Annotated in this window: 23 protein-coding genes and 1 pseudogene; 18 read left to right on the forward strand and 6 right to left on the reverse strand. The window is 42.8% G+C overall.

Translation table 11 applies throughout. The annotated features are described in order from the left end of the window. The first annotated feature begins 126 nt into the window (after positions 1-126). On the forward strand, positions 127-753 hold the full coding sequence (locus tag ACJJIF_RS09915) for a LysE family translocator (RefSeq protein WP_444932054.1): 627 nt from the start codon (positions 127-129) through the stop codon (positions 751-753). Positions 754-846: 93 nt separating this feature from the next. Here ACJJIF_RS09915 and csrA read toward each other — a convergent pair whose 3' ends face one another. Further along, complete coding sequence (gene csrA, locus ACJJIF_RS09920; RefSeq protein WP_444932055.1) at positions 847-1,035, reverse strand: carbon storage regulator CsrA; 189 nt, start codon at positions 1,033-1,035, stop codon at positions 847-849. 862 nt (positions 1,036-1,897) lie between these two features. Between csrA and ACJJIF_RS09925 the strand changes: the two genes are divergently transcribed. The 3 genes from ACJJIF_RS09925 (at position 1,898) to ACJJIF_RS09935 (ending at position 3,336) form a co-directional block, all read left to right on the forward strand. Then, complete coding sequence (locus tag ACJJIF_RS09925; RefSeq protein ID WP_444932056.1) at positions 1,898-2,335, forward strand: 5' nucleotidase, NT5C type; 438 nt, start codon at positions 1,898-1,900, stop codon at positions 2,333-2,335. A 111-nt stretch (positions 2,336-2,446) separates the two neighbouring features. Next, positions 2,447-2,848 carry a hypothetical protein gene (locus ACJJIF_RS09930; RefSeq protein ID WP_444932057.1) on the forward strand — a complete coding sequence of 134 codons (402 nt, stop codon included), beginning with the start codon at positions 2,447-2,449 and terminating at the stop codon, positions 2,846-2,848. A gap of 86 nt (positions 2,849-2,934) precedes the next feature. Then, positions 2,935-3,336 carry a hypothetical protein gene (locus ACJJIF_RS09935; protein ID WP_444932058.1) on the forward strand — a complete coding sequence of 134 codons (402 nt, stop codon included), beginning with the start codon at positions 2,935-2,937 and terminating at the stop codon, positions 3,334-3,336. 289 nt (positions 3,337-3,625) lie between these two features. On the opposite strand, the gene ACJJIF_RS09940 is transcribed toward ACJJIF_RS09935, so the two are convergent. After that, entirely contained in the window at positions 3,626-4,612 is a 987-nt protein-coding gene (locus tag ACJJIF_RS09940; protein WP_444932059.1) for a transposase, read from the reverse strand. 1,273 nt (positions 4,613-5,885) lie between these two features. Here ACJJIF_RS09940 and ACJJIF_RS09945 point away from each other — a divergent pair. Together ACJJIF_RS09945 and ACJJIF_RS09950 are read left to right on the forward strand one after the other, a co-directional pair. Further along, entirely contained in the window at positions 5,886-6,224 is a 339-nt protein-coding gene (locus tag ACJJIF_RS09945) for a hypothetical protein (RefSeq protein WP_444932060.1), read from the forward strand. Next, positions 6,211-6,759 carry a hypothetical protein gene (locus ACJJIF_RS09950; RefSeq protein WP_444932061.1) on the forward strand — a complete coding sequence of 183 codons (549 nt, stop codon included), beginning with the start codon at positions 6,211-6,213 and terminating at the stop codon, positions 6,757-6,759. The genes ACJJIF_RS09945 and ACJJIF_RS09950 overlap by 14 nt, the downstream gene beginning before the upstream one ends. Positions 6,760-6,807: 48 nt before the next feature. Here the strand turns inward: ACJJIF_RS09950 and ACJJIF_RS09955 are convergent. After that, positions 6,808-6,981, reverse strand: a pseudogene (locus ACJJIF_RS09955) (IS30 family transposase); the annotation flags it as partial. 215 nt (positions 6,982-7,196) lie between these two features. Further along, positions 7,197-8,027: a transposase gene (locus ACJJIF_RS09960; RefSeq protein WP_444932062.1), complete on the reverse strand. Its 831-nt coding sequence runs from the start codon at positions 8,025-8,027 to the stop codon at positions 7,197-7,199. Positions 8,028-8,625: 598 nt separating this feature from the next. On the opposite strand from ACJJIF_RS09960, the gene ACJJIF_RS09965 reads away from it, so the two are divergent. Both ACJJIF_RS09965 and ACJJIF_RS09970 read left to right on the forward strand, forming a co-directional pair. Further along, positions 8,626-9,108, forward strand: coding sequence for a YcxB family protein (locus tag ACJJIF_RS09965; protein ID WP_444932063.1), 483 nt, complete (start codon positions 8,626-8,628; stop codon positions 9,106-9,108). Between the two features lie 621 nt (positions 9,109-9,729). After that, positions 9,730-10,374 carry a hypothetical protein gene (locus ACJJIF_RS09970; RefSeq protein WP_444932064.1) on the forward strand — a complete coding sequence of 215 codons (645 nt, stop codon included), beginning with the start codon at positions 9,730-9,732 and terminating at the stop codon, positions 10,372-10,374. Between the two features lie 98 nt (positions 10,375-10,472). Here the strand turns inward: ACJJIF_RS09970 and ACJJIF_RS09975 are convergent, their stop codons facing one another. Continuing rightward, complete coding sequence (locus ACJJIF_RS09975) at positions 10,473-10,637, reverse strand: helix-turn-helix domain-containing protein (protein ID WP_444932065.1); 165 nt, start codon at positions 10,635-10,637, stop codon at positions 10,473-10,475. Between the two features lie 340 nt (positions 10,638-10,977). After that, on the reverse strand, positions 10,978-14,052 hold the full coding sequence (locus ACJJIF_RS09980) for an autotransporter domain-containing protein (protein ID WP_444932066.1): 3,075 nt from the start codon (positions 14,050-14,052) through the stop codon (positions 10,978-10,980). 899 nt (positions 14,053-14,951) lie between these two features. Between ACJJIF_RS09980 and ACJJIF_RS09985 the strand changes: the two genes are divergently transcribed. From ACJJIF_RS09985 to ACJJIF_RS10030, 10 genes are all read left to right on the forward strand, one after another. Further along, a complete protein-coding gene (locus ACJJIF_RS09985; RefSeq protein ID WP_444932067.1) occupies positions 14,952-15,248 on the forward strand; it encodes a DUF1889 family protein in 297 nt (98 codons plus the stop codon). A gap of 342 nt (positions 15,249-15,590) precedes the next feature. Continuing rightward, complete coding sequence (locus tag ACJJIF_RS09990; protein ID WP_444932068.1) at positions 15,591-16,301, forward strand: DUF4386 domain-containing protein; 711 nt, start codon at positions 15,591-15,593, stop codon at positions 16,299-16,301. Positions 16,302-16,495: 194 nt separating this feature from the next. Beyond that, positions 16,496-17,125, forward strand: a complete 630-nt coding sequence (locus ACJJIF_RS09995) for a DUF1294 domain-containing protein (protein WP_444932069.1) — start codon at positions 16,496-16,498, stop codon at positions 17,123-17,125. A gap of 400 nt (positions 17,126-17,525) precedes the next feature. Continuing rightward, complete coding sequence (locus ACJJIF_RS10000; RefSeq protein ID WP_444932070.1) at positions 17,526-18,110, forward strand: HD domain-containing protein; 585 nt, start codon at positions 17,526-17,528, stop codon at positions 18,108-18,110. Positions 18,111-18,232: 122 nt separating this feature from the next. Continuing rightward, on the forward strand, positions 18,233-18,676 hold the full coding sequence (locus ACJJIF_RS10005) for a hypothetical protein (RefSeq protein ID WP_444932071.1): 444 nt from the start codon (positions 18,233-18,235) through the stop codon (positions 18,674-18,676). Positions 18,677-18,718: 42 nt separating this feature from the next. Continuing rightward, the gene (locus tag ACJJIF_RS10010; protein ID WP_444932072.1) at positions 18,719-19,507 is read left to right on the forward strand and encodes a hypothetical protein; all 789 of its coding nucleotides are present in this window, start codon (positions 18,719-18,721) and stop codon (positions 19,505-19,507) included. Positions 19,508-19,653: 146 nt separating this feature from the next. Beyond that, positions 19,654-19,956: a hypothetical protein gene (locus ACJJIF_RS10015; RefSeq protein WP_444932073.1), complete on the forward strand. Its 303-nt coding sequence runs from the start codon at positions 19,654-19,656 to the stop codon at positions 19,954-19,956. Positions 19,957-20,048: 92 nt separating this feature from the next. Beyond that, a complete protein-coding gene (locus ACJJIF_RS10020; protein WP_444932074.1) occupies positions 20,049-20,573 on the forward strand; it encodes a DUF6985 domain-containing protein in 525 nt (174 codons plus the stop codon). Positions 20,574-21,015: 442 nt separating this feature from the next. Then, positions 21,016-21,603, forward strand: a complete 588-nt coding sequence (locus tag ACJJIF_RS10025) for a GNAT family N-acetyltransferase (RefSeq protein ID WP_444932075.1) — start codon at positions 21,016-21,018, stop codon at positions 21,601-21,603. A 253-nt stretch (positions 21,604-21,856) separates the two neighbouring features. Continuing rightward, positions 21,857-22,195: a hypothetical protein gene (locus ACJJIF_RS10030; RefSeq protein ID WP_444932076.1), complete on the forward strand. Its 339-nt coding sequence runs from the start codon at positions 21,857-21,859 to the stop codon at positions 22,193-22,195. Positions 22,196-22,321 lie beyond the last annotated feature (126 nt).

Raw genomic sequence — 22,321 nt, forward strand, 5'->3', positions numbered from 1 at the left:
GATTTCTCAAGGTTTCTACGCATTTCTCCGTTAGATTGATTCCAGGATGGTAATCATGATAATAGTGGTCAGAATAAGTACTATATAAATGTTATGCCACAAGGCTTTAAATATGGAGGAAAGAAAATGGATTTAAACTCACTACTACTATTTGTAGTCGCTTGTCTTGCTATCAATATGATACCTGGGCCAGACGTAATTTATATTGTTTCAAACACGATGAAAGGCAAGTTGGTAACTGGTTTTAAAGCTGCAATAGGACTTGGTGTTGGCTACTTTGCTCATACATTAGCAGCGTCTTTAGGTTTATCTGCGATAATCCTCAGCTCGGCGGTGGCTTTTAGTGTGGTAAAATGGTTAGGTGCCGCTTACTTGGTCTATTTGGGTATTCAATCGTTGCTCTCTATGTGGCGTGGGGATAGCCAAATAGTGGTAAGTGAAAGTGTTGATAGCGAAAAAAATGTATTTGTACAAGGTGTTATTGTTAGTGTCTTGAATCCGAAAGTAGCACTATTTTTCCTTTCGTTCCTACCTCAGTTTATTGATACATCAACAGGCTCGACATCAATGCAATTATTGGTGCTTGGTTTATTGTTTAGCGCATTAGCAACACTGTGTAATGTCATATATGCATCAGTTGGTAGTTGGGTCTTTAGTCATCCAAACTCTCAGCGCTACTCACGAGCACTTGAGGGTGTCTCGGGTGTTTTGCTTATTGGGCTAGCAAGCAAAGTCGCAACCAGTGATCGCTAGTGGCATAACAAACTGTTTAAGAGGGTGTTAACCCTATCACCCGGCGGACTGAACACGCCAACGCGCGCCGCTACTTCGCGGCGCTCCATAATCTCAACCAACGCCATCCCCTAACACCCCCTCCTTCTGCAAACGTCTATAGATTTCCTCACGGTGAACGGGTAGAGATTTGGGAGCACGTATACCTATCTTTACCTGATTACCCTTAACTTCCAATACCGTAATTGAGACGCTCGCTCCAATCCGTAAGTTTTCACCCGTCCGGCGCTTTAAGATCAACATATTTGCTTCCTATTAATACTCAAACCATACGTAGACCTCCCTTAATGGAAGGATTTGGAAGTAACTGTTACGGAAGTATCAGCTGGAGCGCGAGAATGGTAGGCATAGAAGTAGAAAAGGCAGACGCAACGCTTCCAGAGCCAGGAGACATGCCCAAAACTGCTGAATGGACTCCACTCTATTGAAGACGAGCGGGTTTCTAGCGTATGATCCTTATAGCCATTTTGATAGTCTAGTTATCAATTTGGTTAGCTTGCCCCAGGTGTTAGCACACCTTGGCTCAACGCCTTTTACCTACTCTTATGTCACACTACCGTTCTCCTTTGAGGGAATGGTTTTTAGGAAATTCTTGGCTCTCTCGAATCTCTTTGATCATCGGCTTTCAGAAGGCTGCCCAATGACAACCCAAATACCGATAAATATCCACCGATTTTACGCAGCTTTGACACTAAAACAAACTGAATAAAATCCAATAAGATTATTTTTGTGCCTATATTTTTGGTTGCTCATGCTTTGAAAATTTCGACTGTGCATAAAAGTGGCAGTTAAAACTGGTACTCTTCACTGCCTTTCGCTTTGGAACCCAGAAACAATAGATCCTCCCTAGCAGCTCCACTTTGCTGCTTTTGTATACATTCTGTTACATTTTCGTAATCTCCATTTCGAAGATTAAAAGCAGCGAAATATCGAGATATAATGCAGCCGCAATATATCTACTAGAGTAATATTTCACCGGTGTAGGCTAACATACTGGTTTATATGTTTTTTTCTGACGAGAAGGATTTTTCCCTCTTGGAATATATTGACTGGTGATATAATACGGCTGCTTTTGGATACACTGTTATGTGGCAAGAGAGTACGAATGATAATTTACGTAGATATGGATGATGTTCTCTGTGATTACACTACAGGAATAGCATCAGAGAAAGAAAAGAGTCCTGAGGTAGAGTTTCCACAAAGCAAACCTGGATTCTTCAAAGATTTAGATCCAATAAATGGGGCAATTGAAAGATTGAGATCTGAAGCTCATATTGATTTATATATTCTTACTGCCCCATCTACTAGAAATCCGCAGTCCTATACAGAAAAGCGGATATGGGTTGAAGATAAATTTGACTATGATCTAACTAAGAATTTAATAATGTGCAGCAACAAAGGTTTGCTCAAGGGTGATATTCTAATTGATGATCATACTAGTGGTAGGGGACAAGAGCATTTTGAAGGTAGATTGATTCATTTCGATCACGGTATACTCCCTAATTGGAACGCCGCATTAAGCAATGTTCTTGATAACACATAACAAACACAATCAGAGCGAAATTTATCTCACATCGCCTGCGGCTATAAATAATAATTGCGCCTGCTGCGGTCGCTAGGGCCTCAGTTTATCGAAGTATAGAAAGGAAAAGATATGGAAGAGGTTGAAATAGGTTTAAGAGACATAAGTATTAACTGTCTCGAAAATTCGATTAGAACATACTTTAAGGAAGAAATTAAAAATATATCTTATGACAGGAGATTAATTAACAGCTTTCAGTATTTTGGTCAAGGGGAGTCGGACTCCATTGTAATTAACGTTCGACTTAAAGTGGGAGACTCATATACTGCGTATGAAGATTGTGATTTTGCTAAGCTAAGCATTGCAGGATCTACTAACGTTATTGAAAAATCTGTATTAGATGTTACAAATGTAAAAATATTTGCCAGAATCTCCAAAGTAGAATTCAAATACGAAGAATATGAAAAATCATATATAGATTTTCAAATCTGGCTTACAAGGAAAAAGGTAAAGCCAGAGTCGTTGCAATGGTAAATCCACGTACCCTAACAAACCAGACCAAAACGGAGCTGAGTAGGGCGTTAGGGTCTTTATTTATCGGAGTATAGAAAGGTAAAGAAATGGAAAAAAATGAAATAGGTTTAAGAGACATAAGTATTAACTGTCTCGAAAGTTCGATTATAAAACACTTTAAACAAGAAGTTAAAAACATATCTTATGACAGTAGAATAGTTAATAGCTTTCATTATTATGGTCAAAGTGAGCCGGATTCCATTGCAATTAACGTTCAACTTAAAGTGGGGAACGCATTTACCGCTTATGAAGATTGTGATTTTACTAAACTAAGTATTACAGAATACACTAAAGTTATTGAAAAAGCTGTATTAGATGTTACAAATGTAAAAGTATTTGCCAGAATCTCTGAAGTAGAATTCAAATACGAAGGAAGTATAAATTCATATGTGGCTTTTCACGTTTGTCTTACAAGGCAAAAGGAAAAACCAGAGGCTTTACAATGGTAAGTTCATACGCCCTAACAAACTACTCCAGCCGACGTTTTCGTCTTCGCTCCGTTTTAGAATGGCTACGCCACTCTACCCCCAAAACTCCACTACCTGGGGCGATCTAGGACAGCCAATGACTGGAGAGTGGTGCCGGCAATAGAGCTAGCTCCCTCTCTGGCGGCTCTTTCTCTTTGGTTTACAGGTAAAGGAGATGAAATGCTGGGAATTGGTCTTCAGGCTATTGGGATCGCTGTTTTTCGATAAAAGCGCGGTAATCGTGCTGTTGAGTACTTGAGGCCGGGGCAGATTAGCAGGGCGTAGCTGAGAGGAGGCGCCGGCAGTCGCTTATACCGTGTACCCAGCGTTTATCGAGTTGAGCACAAACTTTTTGTACAACCTCTACCGATCCCACCAAGCCTTTAAAGCGACTTTCAAAGTTCCGGCTGAGATAGAGCCAGTGCTTGGGTGAAATGCCGAGTCGCTCCAGAATAGGAGGTATGTTTTCGGCAATACAACCCCGTTTTCTTGGGTCTAAATGCCGGCCACTCCAGTCCATTAGCTCCAAATAGTGATCCAGCTGGAAAGGTAGCCCTTTCGGCATATTCAAACGCTCACCGCCGACAAACGGGTGTAGATTTTTGGGCTGCTTACCTGAGACTGCCACACGAATTCGCTGTTGAATCGAAGTGTAATCAGACTCTTCAGGTGTCTTGGCAATATTGGCACGGATGGGGTTAAGGTCTACATAGGCCATACAGGCGGCGAGTGCTCTTTCATCCAGTAAAGCCTGAGACTTGAACCGGCCCTCCCAAAAGCGGCCGCTACACCCGTCCTCAGCATTGGCCTGCCGGGCGATAGACTCGTTCAAACAGCGCATAAACCAGCTGATATCCATTAGACGCTCCCGCCATAAGGAAACGACCTCTTTTAGCCTGTCTTCCTCAGCGTGATCGAGGGTATCCCCCTGAAGATAGCGCTGAGCCAAGCAGGAAGCTTTGAAAAGTTTTTGCCAGCGAGTAATTACCTCTGTAAGAGACCACTTATTAGCCGATTTTGTGTCGATATAGAGCACTATATGGTAGTGATTACTCATTACCGCATAGGCGGCAATATCTAGCGCAAACACCTCGGCCAACTTATGCATATGGCTTTCAATCCATTTGCGCCGATGCTCGTAATCTTTTCCAGATTCAGCATCTCTGCCACAAAGAAATGCACGCCGTACACAGCGGGAGACACAGTGATAGTACGGTGTTACATCAAGAGATATCTGGGTGCTTCGCGGTAGATTCATCGGTTACACGCGTATTTATGTGTATAAACATACAGCATTTTGTGGGATTTCAATCTTTTGTCAATAGGGATTGCGGTTTATACTTTCTATTTGGTGGGTGTCCAGGATTCGATTTTTAGTGCCTAGAATTGAGTGCAGTTTCCTTTTTCTTCCCTTACTTCAAAAAGAGAAGGGAGAACGGCGAAATACTCTTATAAATCTATGCTCTGCGAATAAATATGACCTAAAGTCTGCTAAGTCAATAGGAGTTTCGTTTGTTGCCTCGGAAGGCGGCTGGCAAGATGTTGAATGGTGCTTTATCGAGTCTCCTTGGGCTAAGGATGAAGAGATAGACAATTTACTTAAGGATAATTTCCCCTTTAGAGAAGTAAAGGAAAAGCGAATAGATAGGTACAACTTCGAATGAAAGCCCTAAATCGGGTAGCCGGTAGTTTTTAGCTACCGGCCCCCACACCACCCATCGTGCGGGTCCGCAATGGGCCGTTCCTATCCGTAATGAATCTCTACTCAACGATAGTCTCGAACAGATCTTCATTTGAGTTGAGTGTCATGACAGTACGCTACATCAACTTTAACCGACTGGAAACATATCAGTAGGCTAGTCCTGTCTTTCAACTCGTGGATTTAGGTTCAGGCCTTCATCCTGTCCAAGGTATTAATCTTGGCATTTGGCTACTATGCCGTCTGCTGACTTCTATTTAATCACCCTACTCATTACGGAGCGGAGCGCTGCTGTGTTCCACCATTTTTTTCTATCCCCGCGATGGTGGCTAGCGAGTTGGGCCTATTTATGAGTCAGCGGCCACACTGACAGCTTCACAGCGGAAAGTTAAACAGATCTCCCCAGATAAGAACGTGAATTTTTACTACACAACTGCATCATTTACCCTACCCGTCAGATCACATGGCTTCGGTGTCCTTGGCCACCTCGCCTCCAGGCTAAGCCTTATATGATGTTTCTGTCCGTCAGCTCGTAGTTTTGCTAGCGGCTTCCTCCCCACAAGACCTCACGGTATTGCAGTTACCATTCGCTAGTAGTTAGCATTTAATGAAGTCCATTAAACGATGATCTTCCTACAGGGGGCTTTCACCCCATTAGTTCACGCCCATACTGAGCGTACCAAGTAGCGGCAATACACAACCTTTGGCTGCCAGACTCAGCACTGTGCGCTTCGCCGTTGCGCTAGGCGTTAACTTCCGTGATCTAGCTCAAGTTTTTAAAGCTATAGAAACAGTAATATAGAAACAGTTTAATTTAAAAAGGGAATTTATCATGTCTTGCACAACAATCACCGGCTTAAACCTAGACAAAGCTAGCCAATCCGCACTAGATCGAATTAAAGAAAAGAAAAACATTGGCAATTTATTAGCCGCAACAGTTACTACCGGAGTTTTCAATAGCATTTTCACTAAGAACAAACCTCCAGTGGCAGCCCTTAATATCAGCCAAACAGACTGGGAGCTTTATAGTAAAGCTATGGCATCCCTGCCCGCAATTCAAAAACGAGCAATACAGAAAGAAATAGATCTAATGATAATTCATTACCAAATGGGAAAATATGATCATAATCACATTCAGTTTTGGAAAGGAATGAAACATGCCTGCAAATAAACCCTACTTAAGGCTGGCATTTTTTTTCTTATGTACATTTATCGCTTCTTCTTGCAACTCTGAAGCAAGCATAGAATCAAAAGAAGTTATCAATTTAGCCTCTAGGAACGTATTAAAATCTACCAATTCATACAGCGAACAAGTCAGCCAATGTAACGAATTAATAGACACAACAACCCCACCCATTCTAAACAAGAAAAAACTTAACGATTTAAAGGCAACAAGAGAAAATATATTAACCGCCATCGCATTTATTAAGTATAAAAATGATTTTTTATGCGAACGAAGCGCACTATTAGAACTAACATTTCATCTGGGAACAATAGAAAATATAAAAAAAGAATTAAAACTAGACTCTAGCTCTTCAGAAAAATTACAATCCATCATATCTTTTCCGTCAGTGAAAGAGCTTGAACTTGAGGTAAAATACTTAAATCTACCAAAAGAGCAGCGAACATATTATGAGTCAAAATTTAGTGACAAACCTTTTGACTTGATAAAAGCCTTGGAATTAAATGGTATTATGAAACCATAAATATTGCATTTCTGGTAACCTGCATTCAACCCTGAAGTGCATCATCCTTTAGGCTGCTGCGGCAGCCGTATGTTCTCCCATGACTTGTTTCAGGGCTCTATAGCCCAACATCTTTCTCGGACGATTATTTAAACGCTCAACAGCTGCTTCGACATCTACTTGGTCCACAAGCTTGAAGTCAGTTTGTTTCGGAAAGTACTGACGCAGTAGGCCATTAGTATTCTAGGCACAAATAGGACACCTAGGCACAAATAGGACACCCGTGAATCATAGGAACGGGAAGAAAATCAGAGGAATAGACGGCTATACCCACCGGAAGGGGAGCGAAGAACGGTTGTGCTGGGTATTTCGTCTATTTTGGGCGTGCCGAGCTTTTTACACACAAGGCGAACGGGGGGTCGATCGGTGGAATTAAAACCGAGTCAATTTTGTTGAAATTAGGGAGAGGAGAGAAGCTGCTGGCAATCACGCACACCCTGCGCCCAGCGTTTATTTAATAAATTACAGGCTTTCCGCACCGCTTCAACTGATCCTACCAAACCTCTAAAGCGGCTTTCAAAATTTCTGTTTAGGTAGAGCCAGTGCCTAGGTGAAATACCCAGGCGTTCAAGTATGGGAGGGGCATTTTCAGCAATAGCGCCGCGCTTTCTAGGGTCTAAACATCGGCCGCTCCAGTCGACCAACTCCAAATAGTGGCTCAGCTGAAAAGGCAAACCTTTTGGCATATTTAAGCGCTCATCCCCCACAAACGGCAGCAAACCTTGGGGTTGCTCGCCGGAAATTGCAGAGCAAATACGCAGTTGAATAGAGGTGTAATTAGAGGTCTCTGGCGTATCCGCAATATTGGCGCGGATGGGGTTTAGGTCTACGTAGGCCATGCAAGCGGCGAGAGCTTTTTCATCCAGCAAGGCCTGGGACTTAAATCGTCCCTCCCAAAAGCGGCCGCTACACCCGTCCTCAGCATTGGCCTGCCGGGCGATAGACTCGTTCAAACAGCGCATAAACCAACTGATATCTGTTAAGCGCTCCCGCCATACAGCAGCGACTTCTGTTAGCTTTTCCAGCTCACAGCGATCGAGGCTATCTCCTTTTAGGTAGCGCAGAGCCAGGCAGGGAACCCGGAACAGCTTCTCCCAGCGAGTAATTATCTCCGTAAGAGACCACTTATCAGCAGACTTTTTGTCGATGTAGAGTACGAGATGGTAGTGATTACTCATAACCGCATAAGCGGCAATATCCAGCGCAAAAACCTCAGCTAATTGCTGCATACGATTTTGAATCCATTCGCGCCGATACCCGTAATCTCTCCCAGAAGCAGTATCCCGACCACAAAGGAATGCTCGCCGTACACAGCGGGATACGCAGTGGTAGTAAGGGGTTGCATCGAGAGATATCTGACTGCTTCGAGGTAGAGTCATCAGCTGGGCATACATTTGTATGGATTAATATCCAGTATTTTCTAGTGTTTCCGCCCTTTGTCAATAGGGTTGGCGACTTATACTTCCTGTTTGGTGGGTGTCTAGATCTGCTCTTCCTGTTTGGTGGGTGTCTAGATCTGCTCAGACCTCACGGTATTGCAGTTGCCATTCGATGATAGTTAGCATTTAATGGCGCCCATTAAACGGTGATCTTCCTGCACGAGACTTTCACCCCATTAGTCCACGCCCACGCTGGGCGTGCCAAATTTAGGCAAGCGGACAAATTACTACGCCTTCAATTCCGTAATTTGCCGTTGCTAAAGGCGTTATGTGGGGCTAAGTCCAGGCCTTATTGAGAAATGTGGCGTATTTGACATTAGCTTAAAGGATCATCCTGACACTCACTGTAGTGCTACGACAAATTTACCAGACACAATAAGTTGTTTTTATGCAGCCTTTTAATACTCAATTTACCTTATCTAGAGATTACCTTGCCGAATGCTATGATCAATCTCTACCCTATGGGAAAAATGTCAAGCCCAATTATCTTCTTCCTACATTATTATTATCTTCTGGTGCGGGATTACTGTTATTTACTGAGCAACCTAAGATCGCAAGTTGCACGTTAATTGCATTAGGCGTGCTGGAACTGATTCACATTCGATATCGGCGAGCTTGGTGGTTAGCACGACAGATGCTTGGGAAAAGTGCCGGTAGTGAAGTGAAATTGACCATAGATAAGGATGGAATCCAGACGCAGAATCCTTATACGATAACAGCTCTGTTGTGGGCAGATATCGTGCGTATTATTGAAACCGATTTAGGGCTTATTTTGGTAGCTAAATCTGGGGGGCAGCAGTACTTGTCTAAATCGTTATTACCTCCTGAATTAATTAATGAGATAGTTACCAAGATTAAGGGTAGACATTAGAGATTGCCTTGGCCATTACTGACTGAGGCATAGCTATGTCCCAGCACTTTTGTCTATCCCCAGGATAGTGGCTAGCGGGCGGGGTCTATTTATGAATCAGTGGTCACGCTAAACAGATCTCCCCAGATAAGAACGTGAACTTTCACTACCCAACTACGCCATTTACTCTACTCGTTAAATCACATGGCTTCGATGCCCCTGGTCACCTCGCCTCCAGGCTAAGCCTCAATAGGACTCCTCTTGCTAGCGGCTTCCTCCCCACAAGACCTCACGATGTTGCAGTTGCCATTCGCTGGCAGTTAATATTTAATGGAATTCATTAAATGGTGACCTTCCCACAGGGGGCTTTCACCCCATTAGTCCACGCCCATACTGAGCGTACCAAGTACAAGCAGGTTGCTTCGGGTCTTTGGCTCCTCGCAGGACGACCTGCGTTCAAGCTGTAGAAAAACTAATGTACATCTATAGCCCCTCAAGTATGATCAAACATTGACCACATATGGTGATTCTACCTGAATTCTGATTTAGCTCTCACTGATGAGTAGGCTATTTTTCATGTAGAAGCACAATACGAAAGGAGGGTTGAGTTTTTCTACACACTCGTTATAGCCAAGGATAGATATGGAAAATAATAAAATATTTCTAACAATCAACAGAGTTAACTCAATACTCTTTCTACTATTATTAACTACTTCATTAATTGGGGCTTTTTTTATCTTTCAAGAGATAACGAAAAGCACAAGGATAAATGCGGTAGAAATTGCTACCCCTGACAAAGAAACTAAAGAAATAATTGAGCTTTCAGATGTAGAAACAATTCGAGACAAAGGAATCCAGTATATACGCGTCTATTCAAAGCGTGACGGTGTTTTAAACTCTGGGGGATATAGTCGAACCCTTCGAAACCTGCTTTTCTTAAGTCAAATCGGGGAAGAGCCTATATGGTTACTTCCGGACAATAATTCTCAAATTATTGAACATCGCGTTCTTACAACATATGATAATCAAACAAATGAATCGACGTCCGACTACATCTATGTGGAGATTCTCCCCAAATCTGAAGGGGTAAGTGCTTGTGTCAGCGCTGCGGATGGAACAACCCTTGAGTGCCTTGATACTGGATTAAACAAAATCATCCAGTACGAGTATTTCTCCGATAAACAGACGTTAGGCTTGCTTGTTCAAGTGTCAGATGAACTTCGCTACAAAGTTTTTAACCTTGTATCAAAGAAGCTAGAGTCTGACAAATTTGTGATAAAGCTATAAATCTGGTAGCCGGTAGTTTCTAGCTACCGGCACCCACACCACCCATCGAACGGGTCCGCAATGGGCGGCCCCCTATCCGCAATTAATTTCCTGCCTACCTACGCCACTCTTCCGCCTCGATTACAAGAGAACTCTCTGCTGATCGTAGGCTGGTTAATACCAATCTCCCTGGCAATTGCGCTCTGACTCCAATCACTTTTCTTTAGCACCCAAATCCGGTATCGCTGCTCTTTGGTCAGCTGCCGGCAATGTTTTACCCTCACTTAATCTCTTGACAGAGAAGAAGCCGCTGATACTACCTTCAGCTGACCGCTCTTTTCCAGATAATTAACTGATGCACTTCAGAGTTGAATACAGAAAATGGTATGTCTTAGCAGCATCTTAGAGTTTAAATCGGGTAGCCGGTAGTTTCTTCGCCCCCCATCATGCAAGTCCACAATAGCGACTCCTTATCCATAAGGAACCCCTACACAACGATCACGTAACGAAATAAAGCCCATCTTTTCGACAAACTAATTGTTGAATACCCATAGATCGCCTTCTTATTGATAGCATCAGCAACACAGCACCTCTCTGCAATCAATAGCAAAGTAGACCGGGGCGCTAGAAAGCTACTGAGATCTGTGCGGTTATGGCATTGTCGCGTGCGGAGTCAGCGAGTAAACCAAAATAAGAGAGTCCCAGAATAACGTTATCCCTGGGCCTATACCCTAGAGTGGCATTGACCACTGCACTATCCCTCGCGAGGGGTGCACCATCCACAAAGAAGGAACTACTACCAGTGGCAAAGGCTAGTTTTGCCTCAGGCGTTAGATCACCGAAAGTATGCAACCAGCCCAGGCGGCCCTCAGCGCTCAAACGTCCATCGCCAATTGGCAGGTCACTGGCAACCCGTAATCCAAGGGTACTAAAACCATTATCCTGAGTATAACCGATGCCTCGGAGTGCAGCTCCACCACCGTACTCAGTAAATCCGTCCGCCCTACGGTTAACATAGGCAATATTAGCGAAAGGCTCGACAAATAGATTCTGCAATTCCAGGTCATAGCCAATCTCAGCAAAGGCCTGGGCTGTACCAACATCGTAATTGTTCTCAAAGCTGCCTGAATAGCTCAGGACAATAACATCTCGATCAATCGAAACATGACTCCAGGTGTACGTTAAGGCTCCTCGCAGATTAACCGGGCGTAATTTTCTCACAGCGTAAACCGCGAGGTCGTAGTTGTCGCTGTCTCCAGTAGAGCGCCTGGAATCAATATCGAAGCTGGAACGGCTATATCCGCCAGCCAGGCCGAGTGTAATATCCTCGCGAGGGCTTACATCAAAGCCAATCGTGCCCCCTCCAATGGAGCGCGAGAGCCTGCCTGTGTTGGAGCTGGAACCGGTACTGCCCCAGGCCTTATAACCCTGCATCCAAATCGTTGCCTCCATTCCAGACAAAGGGGCAGTTTGCGGGCCACTCTTGAGCCCACCGCTAGCGGTACTTGGCAGGCCAACCTGGCGCTGCCGACCGCCGATTGCATCGCGTAGAAAAATAGATTGAGTTTGCAGAACTGTCTGGGCTGAAGCATAGATCTCACCAGAAAGTGCGACAAATGCAGCAGGTGCTCTCGGTCGATCTAAAGAGACGAGCGCATCCATCAACCCCCCTTCGGGAGCAAGGCTATCAAGCGCTTCAGCAACATTCACTTGATTGGGCGTTTGAGCCGCAGAAGTAAAAGACACATCACTGCGGACCGTAGCCAGGGTGAGAACGCCGCTATCAACTGAAGCTGTAAGATCTATGAAGGGATAAGTGCTGGCAAAGGGGTCCGTCAGCGAGCCTACACTGCCATCAATCTCAGTATCGGAGGTTAAGATCGAATAGCTCTGTAAGCCGATAGTAGAGGGGTTGCTTACAGAAACCGACAGATTAACGTCGTTGAGGGTAACCGGCCCAGTAACGGCGAGCAGATCACTGCGACCAGCAGCGGCGATATCCACTTCGTAGACAGAGCCGGCCTTGAAAGTCACGGTACCATCAATATCCATTCGACCAATAGAGTTACCCGGAGCAACTGTACCGTAAGTAACTAGGTCGCCCTTGATCTGGCCGTTACCGGACAGGTATCCAGAGTTCATTACATCGCTCTGAATCACGCCATCATTAATTAGATTGCCAGCAGAGACCACCTTACTGGAGCCGATTGCGGTGAGACTTCCCCCATTGATAAATTGAGCTCCATCCGCAACGGTAACCCCCCCTTTGATTGAACCACTCAATGCTAGTGTGCCGGCCTGAATATTAGTGCCACCTGAATAGCTGCTATCGCCAGCCAAAACCAGTGTTCCACTACCATTCTTAATGAGACCGCCAGTGCCAGTAATATTGTTGGCCCAGATATCGAAAGCATTAAAACCACCTTGGCTTGCATCAAGGCTAACAGAGACATCCTTATCGAAGGAGCCAAAGCCATCGGCAGCAGAGAAGAGATCGAGCCGCGCCCAGCCACTGCCATCATCCAGTACGGACCAAGAGGGTATCTGTGTAGTCGCCAAGACACTACGACGCTGTTCTTTGGAGAGATAAGGGAACCGCGTAGCTAATAAGATCTCCGCGCCCTCAGGTACTATGGACGGCAAATCTGTGGCCCCCACCGGCGGCAGACCAAAGGTAAGTAAGTAGCGGTAGGCCTCACGCTCCTGCTCGAAAGCCGCAGCACTGGGAATAACGCCCGCTCGAATACAGGCGCCGACATCCTCCGCACAGGCAGCTGCGTAAGGGGACTCACCTCCCGACCCGAGATAATCCTGTAAGTCCACCCCCGCCGCTTTTAAGCCTGCCAAGGTGATGGGATTATCATAATCGTAGGTACCGTTAAGAGCATTCGCAATATTGTAGGTGGCGACAATACGACCGCCAATTACATCTAGAGAATAGTGGGCACCAAAGATGACTCGGCTATAAGAAAATTGTGTACCGGCATAAACGAGCTCCTTGAAATATTGCGGGGCAGTCATCGCTGAGATAATCCCGATCGTATTGCCAATAGTTGAGTGACCACTGGGAAAGGCCGGGCTTTCCGATAGGTCTTCCCAAGATTCGTCAGCGTAGGGAGGAGGCGGCACAGTGCACTGTTGAATCTCAACCGCAAACAGATCAGTGTTGGCTGGTGTCCAGGCGTTGCTATAGATCGATTGGGAGACCTGAAAAGGCCTGGGGTCCCGATTAGTAACATTGGGCAGGTGACCATAAGCATTGCCATAAACATCGAAGGTAGCAAAATAATTCTTTAGCGGACTAACGATACTGGTGAAATCGTTAGTACTGCCACTGATCAAATTGAGATAGCTCTGCGGAGGCGCATTAGAGCCTGGATCAGGCAAATTGCCGGAATTAAATTTCTCACTCAATTCAGGCGCAGCAATAACCCAAACATTCCTTATTGGAATGACTATTTCCTGAAGCTGAGAATTTGTAGCGGCTTCGGCCCTCTCGTTCCGTGTAGAATTTAGATAGATCTCTTCAGTTTTTTGCAGGTTTGCCTGTAAAGCCTCCTCTCCGGCACTACTACTTGTTAGATCGACAAAGGGAGAAAGAAGCCTTCCCGTTGCTATACAGGCCTCATCCCCGTTACATTCATCTTCTAACTTAGCGCTATAACAATCTTCATTCTTCTCCTGACATTGTATTTCCACAACAGATTCATCAGATATTGCATCTTTCGAAAAAAATATTGACGTGATTATTATCAAAAAAAATACCCACCAGAAAGATATCCACGCCTTACCAAAAGCAACAGTACGCAACAGTTCAAAGCGGCCCATCTTCCCTCCAATACATCTAAATCACTCCCCCTAGTTCCAATAAGTGATTTATACACTTCCGGCAAAAGCCCATTAATAATCTAGACGCACAGTATCAAAATACAACCGAGCAATAGGAAAAACCTCCTATACATTCCGCCCCAGTCAACCAGCTCCAGCTAATGATTTAGTTGGAATGGAAGCCCCTTTGACATTTTATCTCGGGACCGGCAAAGGGCAACGGAGCTTGTGGCTACTGTGCGGAGGCCACTACACGAATACATTGCTGAATCGAGATATAGTTGGACCTTCTGAGCCTGATACGAATGAAATTAAGATCCACATAGGTCATACAGTATTGCCCATACTTTTTAGCTAATAAGGCCTGCCCTCCCAGAATCGACCTGAGTAATGCTATTCTCTGTTGGCCTAGCGAGCTATAGACTCATTGAAGCAGCATATAAACCAGCTGAGACCGAATAAGCCAACCCGCCACAGATTGAATTTAGTGTTACATTAAATTTTTAGGTAAAGCACTTGAAGAGGGTAATTTTCTTGGAGACTTGTCTGGCGGGCTGGCGGCTATCTAATCAGTGAGTCTTGTACTTCTAAGAAATTTTAAGTTTATCGCAAAGCTCAAGAGGCTTAAGGTTTTTAAATAACACCACTGGATAAATTGTGTACAGCTTAACGGGAGGAACTGGACTATTTCTCCATATAAAGCTTTGAATAAGGCTAAAAGGTGTGTATAAAATACAGGTTATACGCTATACATCAAAAGGAAGTGAATCTTGAATCAATTAATTGACAAAGCATTTGAATATCTAACTATCACATGCAACACTTCATCATTGCACCCTAATGATGAAGATAGAATCAAGGTTACATTAAGAACCCTTCATAAGAATAAAGTATCCATTGACATTGCATCATTAGAGGATTTACTAAAGAGCAATAATTGGCAGGATAAAACCATCAAAAACGTTGTCAAATGGGCCAAGGCAGTTACAAGTGGTGGCGGCGTTAAACTCAAGCATAAAAATATGGCACCAACAGAAAAAGAGCTTTGGAAGAAACTAAATTCATAACAAATTTTTGAAATTTTCTTCGCGAGTAAAATATTCATCCAAAGCCAGGCAGCCCACACTGCGCTTAGCAGGAGAGTGGTACCAATTTGCACAAAACTTAACCTAAAAATTAGTATTGGATACAACTGAAAATATTCCGATAATTGCACCGAAATAAAAACTGAAGTTATAGGCAGTATGACAAGATTAGCAGGCAAATGATCCAACCTAACAACCAGCGTCAAAAAATTAATTAACAGCTTATTTTCGGAATTCAGTGACTCAAGCTCTACCCCACTTCAACTGTGGATTATTAATACGTTAGAATTCTAGTCGCGCGTAACAATCGAAGGATAATTACTAATGGATAATACAGGGTCACCACTTAGGCTATATGCCAAGCACTTAGGTGCAGCATACTTAACTTATATTATTTTAGGAATGCTCAACTCGCTACTTTTCAAGAAAGGAATATATGATTTTGGGGCTTTTAATGAGACCGAGGTTAAATTCAGATTTACTCAGACCATAGACATTATTATGTTTATCGCTGTTATTTGGGCATCCTGGGCACAGTACCTGGTCACAAAAACGATAAATAAAAATATTGCTTTTCTAGCACTACTTTTCAGATTTGGGGAGGGCCTCCTTGGGTTTGTTGCAACAATTACCACGTTAACGGTTATTGCAATTTTAAGAACCCAAGAGTACTCAAATGTATTTCAAGAGGACCAACTACATGCATTAGCCAGTATCTTCGTTAACATGAGTGGCTCAATGTGGGACGTTCTTTTGATTATAATGGGTATAGGCGCGACTATCTTCATGTATTTATTTTATGTTTCAAATTACGCACCGAAATGGCTGACTCTTTGGGGGGCTTTCACATACATGTCGATGGTGGCTTATGGATTTTCAAATATTTTGCTACTCGAGCCACCTCAAATATTGAAACACCTCATGCTGCCAGGCGCTTTTTTTGAAATCACATTTGGTCTATGGTTGTTAATCAGAGGGGTTAGCACTAAATCCTGCTCAAGGGACACTCTAGACTTGCACAAAAGTAATGCTTAGCAAGCTCAAGAACTTAACATCTACGGCACAAGAGCCAAAACAGTATTACATGGCCAGAGATTATAATGAAAATATATCTTGCTATTTCCAGGGATTACTAATGCTAGAGAAACTGACATTAAAAAAGTAGTAAACTATAATTCATTTACCTCATATGAAGGTAAATCTGTTCATCCCTAATGAGTAAATCTTTGATGAAAGGAAAAATAAAAGAATACAATAGCTCTAAAGGATTTGGATTTATTGAGGGTAGTAATGGAAAAGATATTTTCGTCCACACTACTGACTGTAAATTCAGACTCTCATCTTCTCTGGTGGGTGAAGAGGTTGAATATACAACCTCAAAAGATTCAAAAAAACGAACCTGCGCAGTAGGTGTGAAGCTCACAAACAAAAAAGAGAGCAGATCACCTTTCACATCTAATACAATGCTAGCGCTTGGCTTTGGGAGCCTCCTCGGTTATTCCGTATATAAAAATGAATATCCAATTGAAATGATATGCCTGATTGGTGTTTTATCTTTTATCTCAATACTCGTCTATGGCCGAGACAAAGCGGCGGCCTTAAAAGGTAGGTGGCGAGTGAGTGAAAATACACTTCATATATTGTCATTACTCGGTGGCTGGCCTGGAGCAATATTTGCTCAGGCGCTTTTCAAGCATAAAACATCAAAGCAACCTTTCCGCACTATATTCTGGCTTACAGTAATCCTTAATGTTAGCTTTATTGCTTGGACCTTCAGCTACAATGGTGATCGTTTCCTATACGCCAAGCTACAGGGTTTCAAACAAGTTCTACGGGAAATTCCTGGCAATATCCCCTGAGAACCTGAAAGTCACATGCAACTAACAGAAGTATGGTGTGAGCGTTCTCAGAATCCAATATATAGCCATTAGGGTTTCAATAAAACATGAGAATATCTTTAATATATTTCTCAATAATCAGTGCTATTCCAGCTATTTTAGCGATGTATATTGCATGGAAGCACAACCCGCAGTGTGAAATACATTGTGAAGGTTTAATTCACTGGGAAAATTGGTTGCTTGTTGGTGGCACCTGGTTCATAGCAAGTTTTACAGCCCTACTCTTTCTATCAGTACTACTTTTTTGGCTGATCAATAAAAATATGTCATGATGGACAAGTCACATTAACAAATAAGATCGCAATTAAACACTTTTTGGGCCTGAATTCGCGGCCGCGCCGTAAGCGTTAGGAGGCAATACTTGACCGATAGAATTTCAGCAGTATCCGATTTCATGCTTCAGCTAGATGCCTTGAAATCTGTGAACCGACAAACCTACATCAACGGTGGAGAGAGAGTTGAAAACTCAGCAGAGCACTCCTGGCATTTGGCCATGGCCTGCTGGGCTTTCGCAGAGCTATTGCAAGATGATTATGATGTAGCAAAGCTTATCAAGCTGGCACTGCTTCACGATATTGGTGAAATCGGTACAGGAGATACTTTTCTTTACAGTAGCAATAGAGGCAAGGCCCACATTGAGGAACGTAAAAATGTAAACAAAATCGCTTCAAATCCCGGCAATCCAATTGGAAGTCTCGTCGAGCTCTGGGAGGAACAGGAATTAGGAGAGAGTAAAGAGGCAAAACTACTAAAAGTAATCGACCGACTGCTGCCATTTATACACAATATTACTAGCGAAGGTCGTGCATGGCAGGACAACAACATTCATAAGGATCAAGTATTAAAAATGCATGCGTTTATTGAAAATGAAAATCCAGAAATATACAAGTGGTTTACTACAAAACTTGAGCATGCCGTTGAACAAGGCTGGCTAAATGCCTCCTAACCCCCCTAAAACTTCACTTTTTACTAAACACTCTGTTTCACAATAATACGAGACAATTTGTCTCACCCATTTAGAAAAATTTTCTACGGTGCTTTAGGCATTAGGCTATTCAAGGGGAGAAAATGAACAATCAGAAAGTCAACTTTTTACAAGTAGCCGGGTTGCTTACAGTTTTGGCAGCTTTGGTTCATATCGGATGTATAGTGTTTGGCGGTGATTGGTATCGATTTCTCGGTGCTGGTGAGCAAATGGCCCAGCTCGCTGAAAGCGGCCACCCCTACCCGACCATTGTAACCAGCATTATTTCTGCCGTTTTATTGCTTTGCGCTGCCTACGCTTTTTCTGGGGCGGGGTTAATTCTTAGACTACCCTTGATTCGGCTTGGCTTAACAATTATTTCCGCACTACTTTTAGTCCGCGCACTGGGGTTTTACTTTATAATGCCCGCTTTTCCAGATAACTCACCAACTTTCTGGCTTATCAGCTCTGGTATATGTTTAATCCTAGGCCTAACCTATGCACTGGGTCTGAAACAAAGGTGGCACCTAATAGCTCGAAAAGACTAAGTATGCCACAATGTAAGGTACAGCTCTTACAAGGATGATTTTATGCTCAAGAAGCTCTTGCTACTGACCCTCATACTTTCTACACCGACGATCGCAGAAAGCTACAAGACCCGGGATTTTACCATTGAATACGATTCAAACGTACCAATCTCTATAGTTGAACAACTTGCAGAAAGAGTTATTAACAATAGAAAAGTCGTATTGGCCTACCTTAATCAGTCGAACAATTATACAGGAACACCGATTAAAGAAAGGTTGACCGTCTACATCTCGAAACAACGTCGAACGCCTTATCAAAATTGGAACACAATTCATATCCCTGAAAAAAGAGTTCTCTCCGAATTTTCGGAAGAAAGTAATGAAGGTAACGGCTTAGCCGTCATTCATGAACTTACACACGTTTACGCTGTAAGTGCTTACCGAAAAAATAAAAAAAATGGCTATGAAGACCGATTTTTTGATGATGGATTAGCTGTTTTTTTACAACATAGATTTGGTGAATCAGCAGAATACCCTGATTTTGGTGTCGACTTGTATCGTGCTGTCGCAGAAAAATCGACGGAATACGGAGAATTAATCGCACTATCAGAAACAGAAAGCGTAAGGCACTCAGCAAATACAGGTCTAGGAAGAAGGCTGGCATATCTGCAAGAGGGAGCGTTTACTCAGTTCTTAATTGAGAATTACGGATTAGACAAGTATCTAGAAATTTATGCGGGAGAAACCCCCAAGAAAATTACAGGGAAAACACTCAATGAACTCGAAAAAGATTGGACTCAGTTAATTAAAAACTTCACCCAAAAAATCAACAAGGTAAGCCTGGCTTTATGACTTGACTCGAAAGGTATTGAATTTCTGACAATACACTTTATGGTGCAAGATTACCTTTAAAGATTTACCATAAATAATGCGATATTTAGCCAGGCTTACCAGCAGGGCGCATTCTGCGTCCTCACTTGCTGGTACTGTGAGGCACAATGAATAAAATTAACGCGCTTGCTATTGCACTTTATAGTGGTAGTTTAGCTATAGCTATAGGGCTGATTGCATTTGCACTAAACTGGAATGTCTGGGGCGGTGGCATGCCCGGATACAAACTATTCCTATTCCCTGGAAATTTGACACTTATATATGTATGGCACCCATTGCTAACTGAGGAAATAGATTTTTGGGAAAAACTCTTCCTCCATTCACTAGGCCAGTTTACAGTAGTTTCTGTTACTATCTGGTTAAGCTCCATTACAGTGGGGAGGCTGTTTAATAGCCGCACCTCACAGTAAGCAGAAACAAATTTGGCCCTATTGGCCTAACCTTAATACGCTGAGCCCATTTATCCTTGCGCTGAGCGTTATACTCCTTGAGGAATTTAACGATGATTGAAATCCCATTTTTGGGTGAAGTTGAAGAAGATCAATTTAACAATTGGCTAATGAGCAAACCAATTGCAGTTAACGTACTTGGTGGCGAGCAATTCGAGCTTATCCTAGATGAGTATAAGGACGATAAAGCAAAAGAAGACTTTCACGAGGCAATACAAAATTTCTTATCAATTGATGACTCAACATTAAAAGAAGCACAAGATCATATATACCGATACTACAGAGATATCTTTGTACAACTTATACCAGGTGATGACTGGTATGTTGAAATAGCTACTCCAGATAAAATTTGGAAGCATATTAAATTTGGCAGTACAGCAACAGTATCACGTCGCCCACACGGAGATAAGTCGGTATATATCTCATTAGAGTGTTCCTGCGATTGGGAGCGTGAGCATGGACTGCAAATAGTTTTTAAGCAAGGACTGCATGTAAACAAAATTGGGCCATTTGACGGCCACCTTACAAATTCAGATGCTTACGCAAATGATGAGCTAGAAAATGTTGTATATCGCTAGGTATAACCAACGAACAGCTTTCAACTACTTTTTCGCCACTCTAAATTCTCCGGGTAAAAGTTAAATGAATAAATCCATTGTTTATTAAAACCAAAAACAGAGGGCAACCTACTCACCATTGACAGAAACACTCTTTTAGCTTCTATATAATTAATCTGCGAGAGTTTCAATAGATTCGAGGCCTTACTAAAACCTGATATCTTAAGAGGTTCAGAAAATATCATTGAAACATCAATATCTTATAATGAGATACTTAAGGCTCTCAAGAGAGTATATCTTGAGAGCCTTGAAAACAGAGAAAATCTGGCATATCCAGACTTAAAAACACCCCCTTATCCAAACCTATATACATTGTTATCTTGCAGGGTAATAATACTTTCTGTATAAAATACAGTTAAAGCCCTACCAGATCACTTAAATCATATTTTTCAGGGAATGAAAGATGCATGTAAACTATAAACAAGGAACTCAAGCGGACTGTCAGCGTATTGCTGAGCTCGACTATATTGCGTCCGAGGGTGTTGTTGAATATCTTTTCCATGATTTAATACCAGACTGCTCTGCTTTACAGCTACTTTGCAATGGCTTGAAACAAGACGTTTATCCACATACTTTTCGCAGTGCTATTGTTGCCGAGCTTGATGAAAATATTATCGGAATGGCACTATCATATCCTGCGCACTACCACTGCATAACTGACCAGTTGGAAAATTTTTTATCGGCTGATCGGCTAGAGAGGTTCCGTGAATTTTATTCCAGCAGAGTTGAAGGAAGCTATTTCCTGGATGCTATTTGCGTTGACAAGCCCCATCAAGGATTAGGAATTGGGCAATCCCTACTACACCATACAAAAGAAAAGGCAGGTAATGAGGGATACAGCGAACTTAGCCTTATCGTATTTGCTGACAATAGCCGGGCCATTAACTTTTATGAGAAACAGGGGTTTAATGCCGTAAAAAGCATCACATTAGAACCACACCCACTTATCCCTCATAAGGGCGGCTGTTTAATTATGCGGGCTGAGATTTAAAATTTATAGATTAAAAATATTTATGTCAAGCAGGTGCAACAAGCACACCACCGTCAACTTGCATAATCCCTAAAATCATAATACAAAAAACCCACCACAAACTTCTAGCACGCTCAAAGCCACCCTCAAACCGTTAACAAAAAGCATTTTCGTAAATATTAGAATTTCACTGACATACAAACAATTCTTGAAACCATCAAATAAATAAGCAATATTTAAACCTCAGCAAAAATCAATTACAAGGACTGTAAAAATGAAAACAAAATTAATTTTGTTATGCTCCACTTTGGCCATTTCAAGCTCGGCATTTGGGCTTGGCTGGTCTGACTGGACAAAAGTTACTGAAATCGATACCGGCATGGCTAGCAACCCGGTATTTAAACTAAACGATCCAGGAGATGCTGCAACTGGCTGTAGTAATACTGAATATATCCAATTCCCTCAGCTCTATACTGAAGAAAACCCAGGCGGGACTAGAACTTTTGAGACTTTAAGAGAGGCTCTTTTAGCAGGCAAAGATGTAAAGGTAAAGACTATCGAATGTAGTGAAGATAACTATCCCGAATTCTATACCATCCGCATTAGACCATAGCCAACACAATAGAGGCTTACACGGGCAGATCTCGTCTCTCGGGGCCTGCCCGTAATATACCTACTAAGTTTTACACATTATTATCATCAGCAAACCGCCTTGAACACCCCCAAAAGGGCAGCCTCC

Source organism: Microbulbifer regidiadema (SeqCode) (assembly GCF_052467605.1).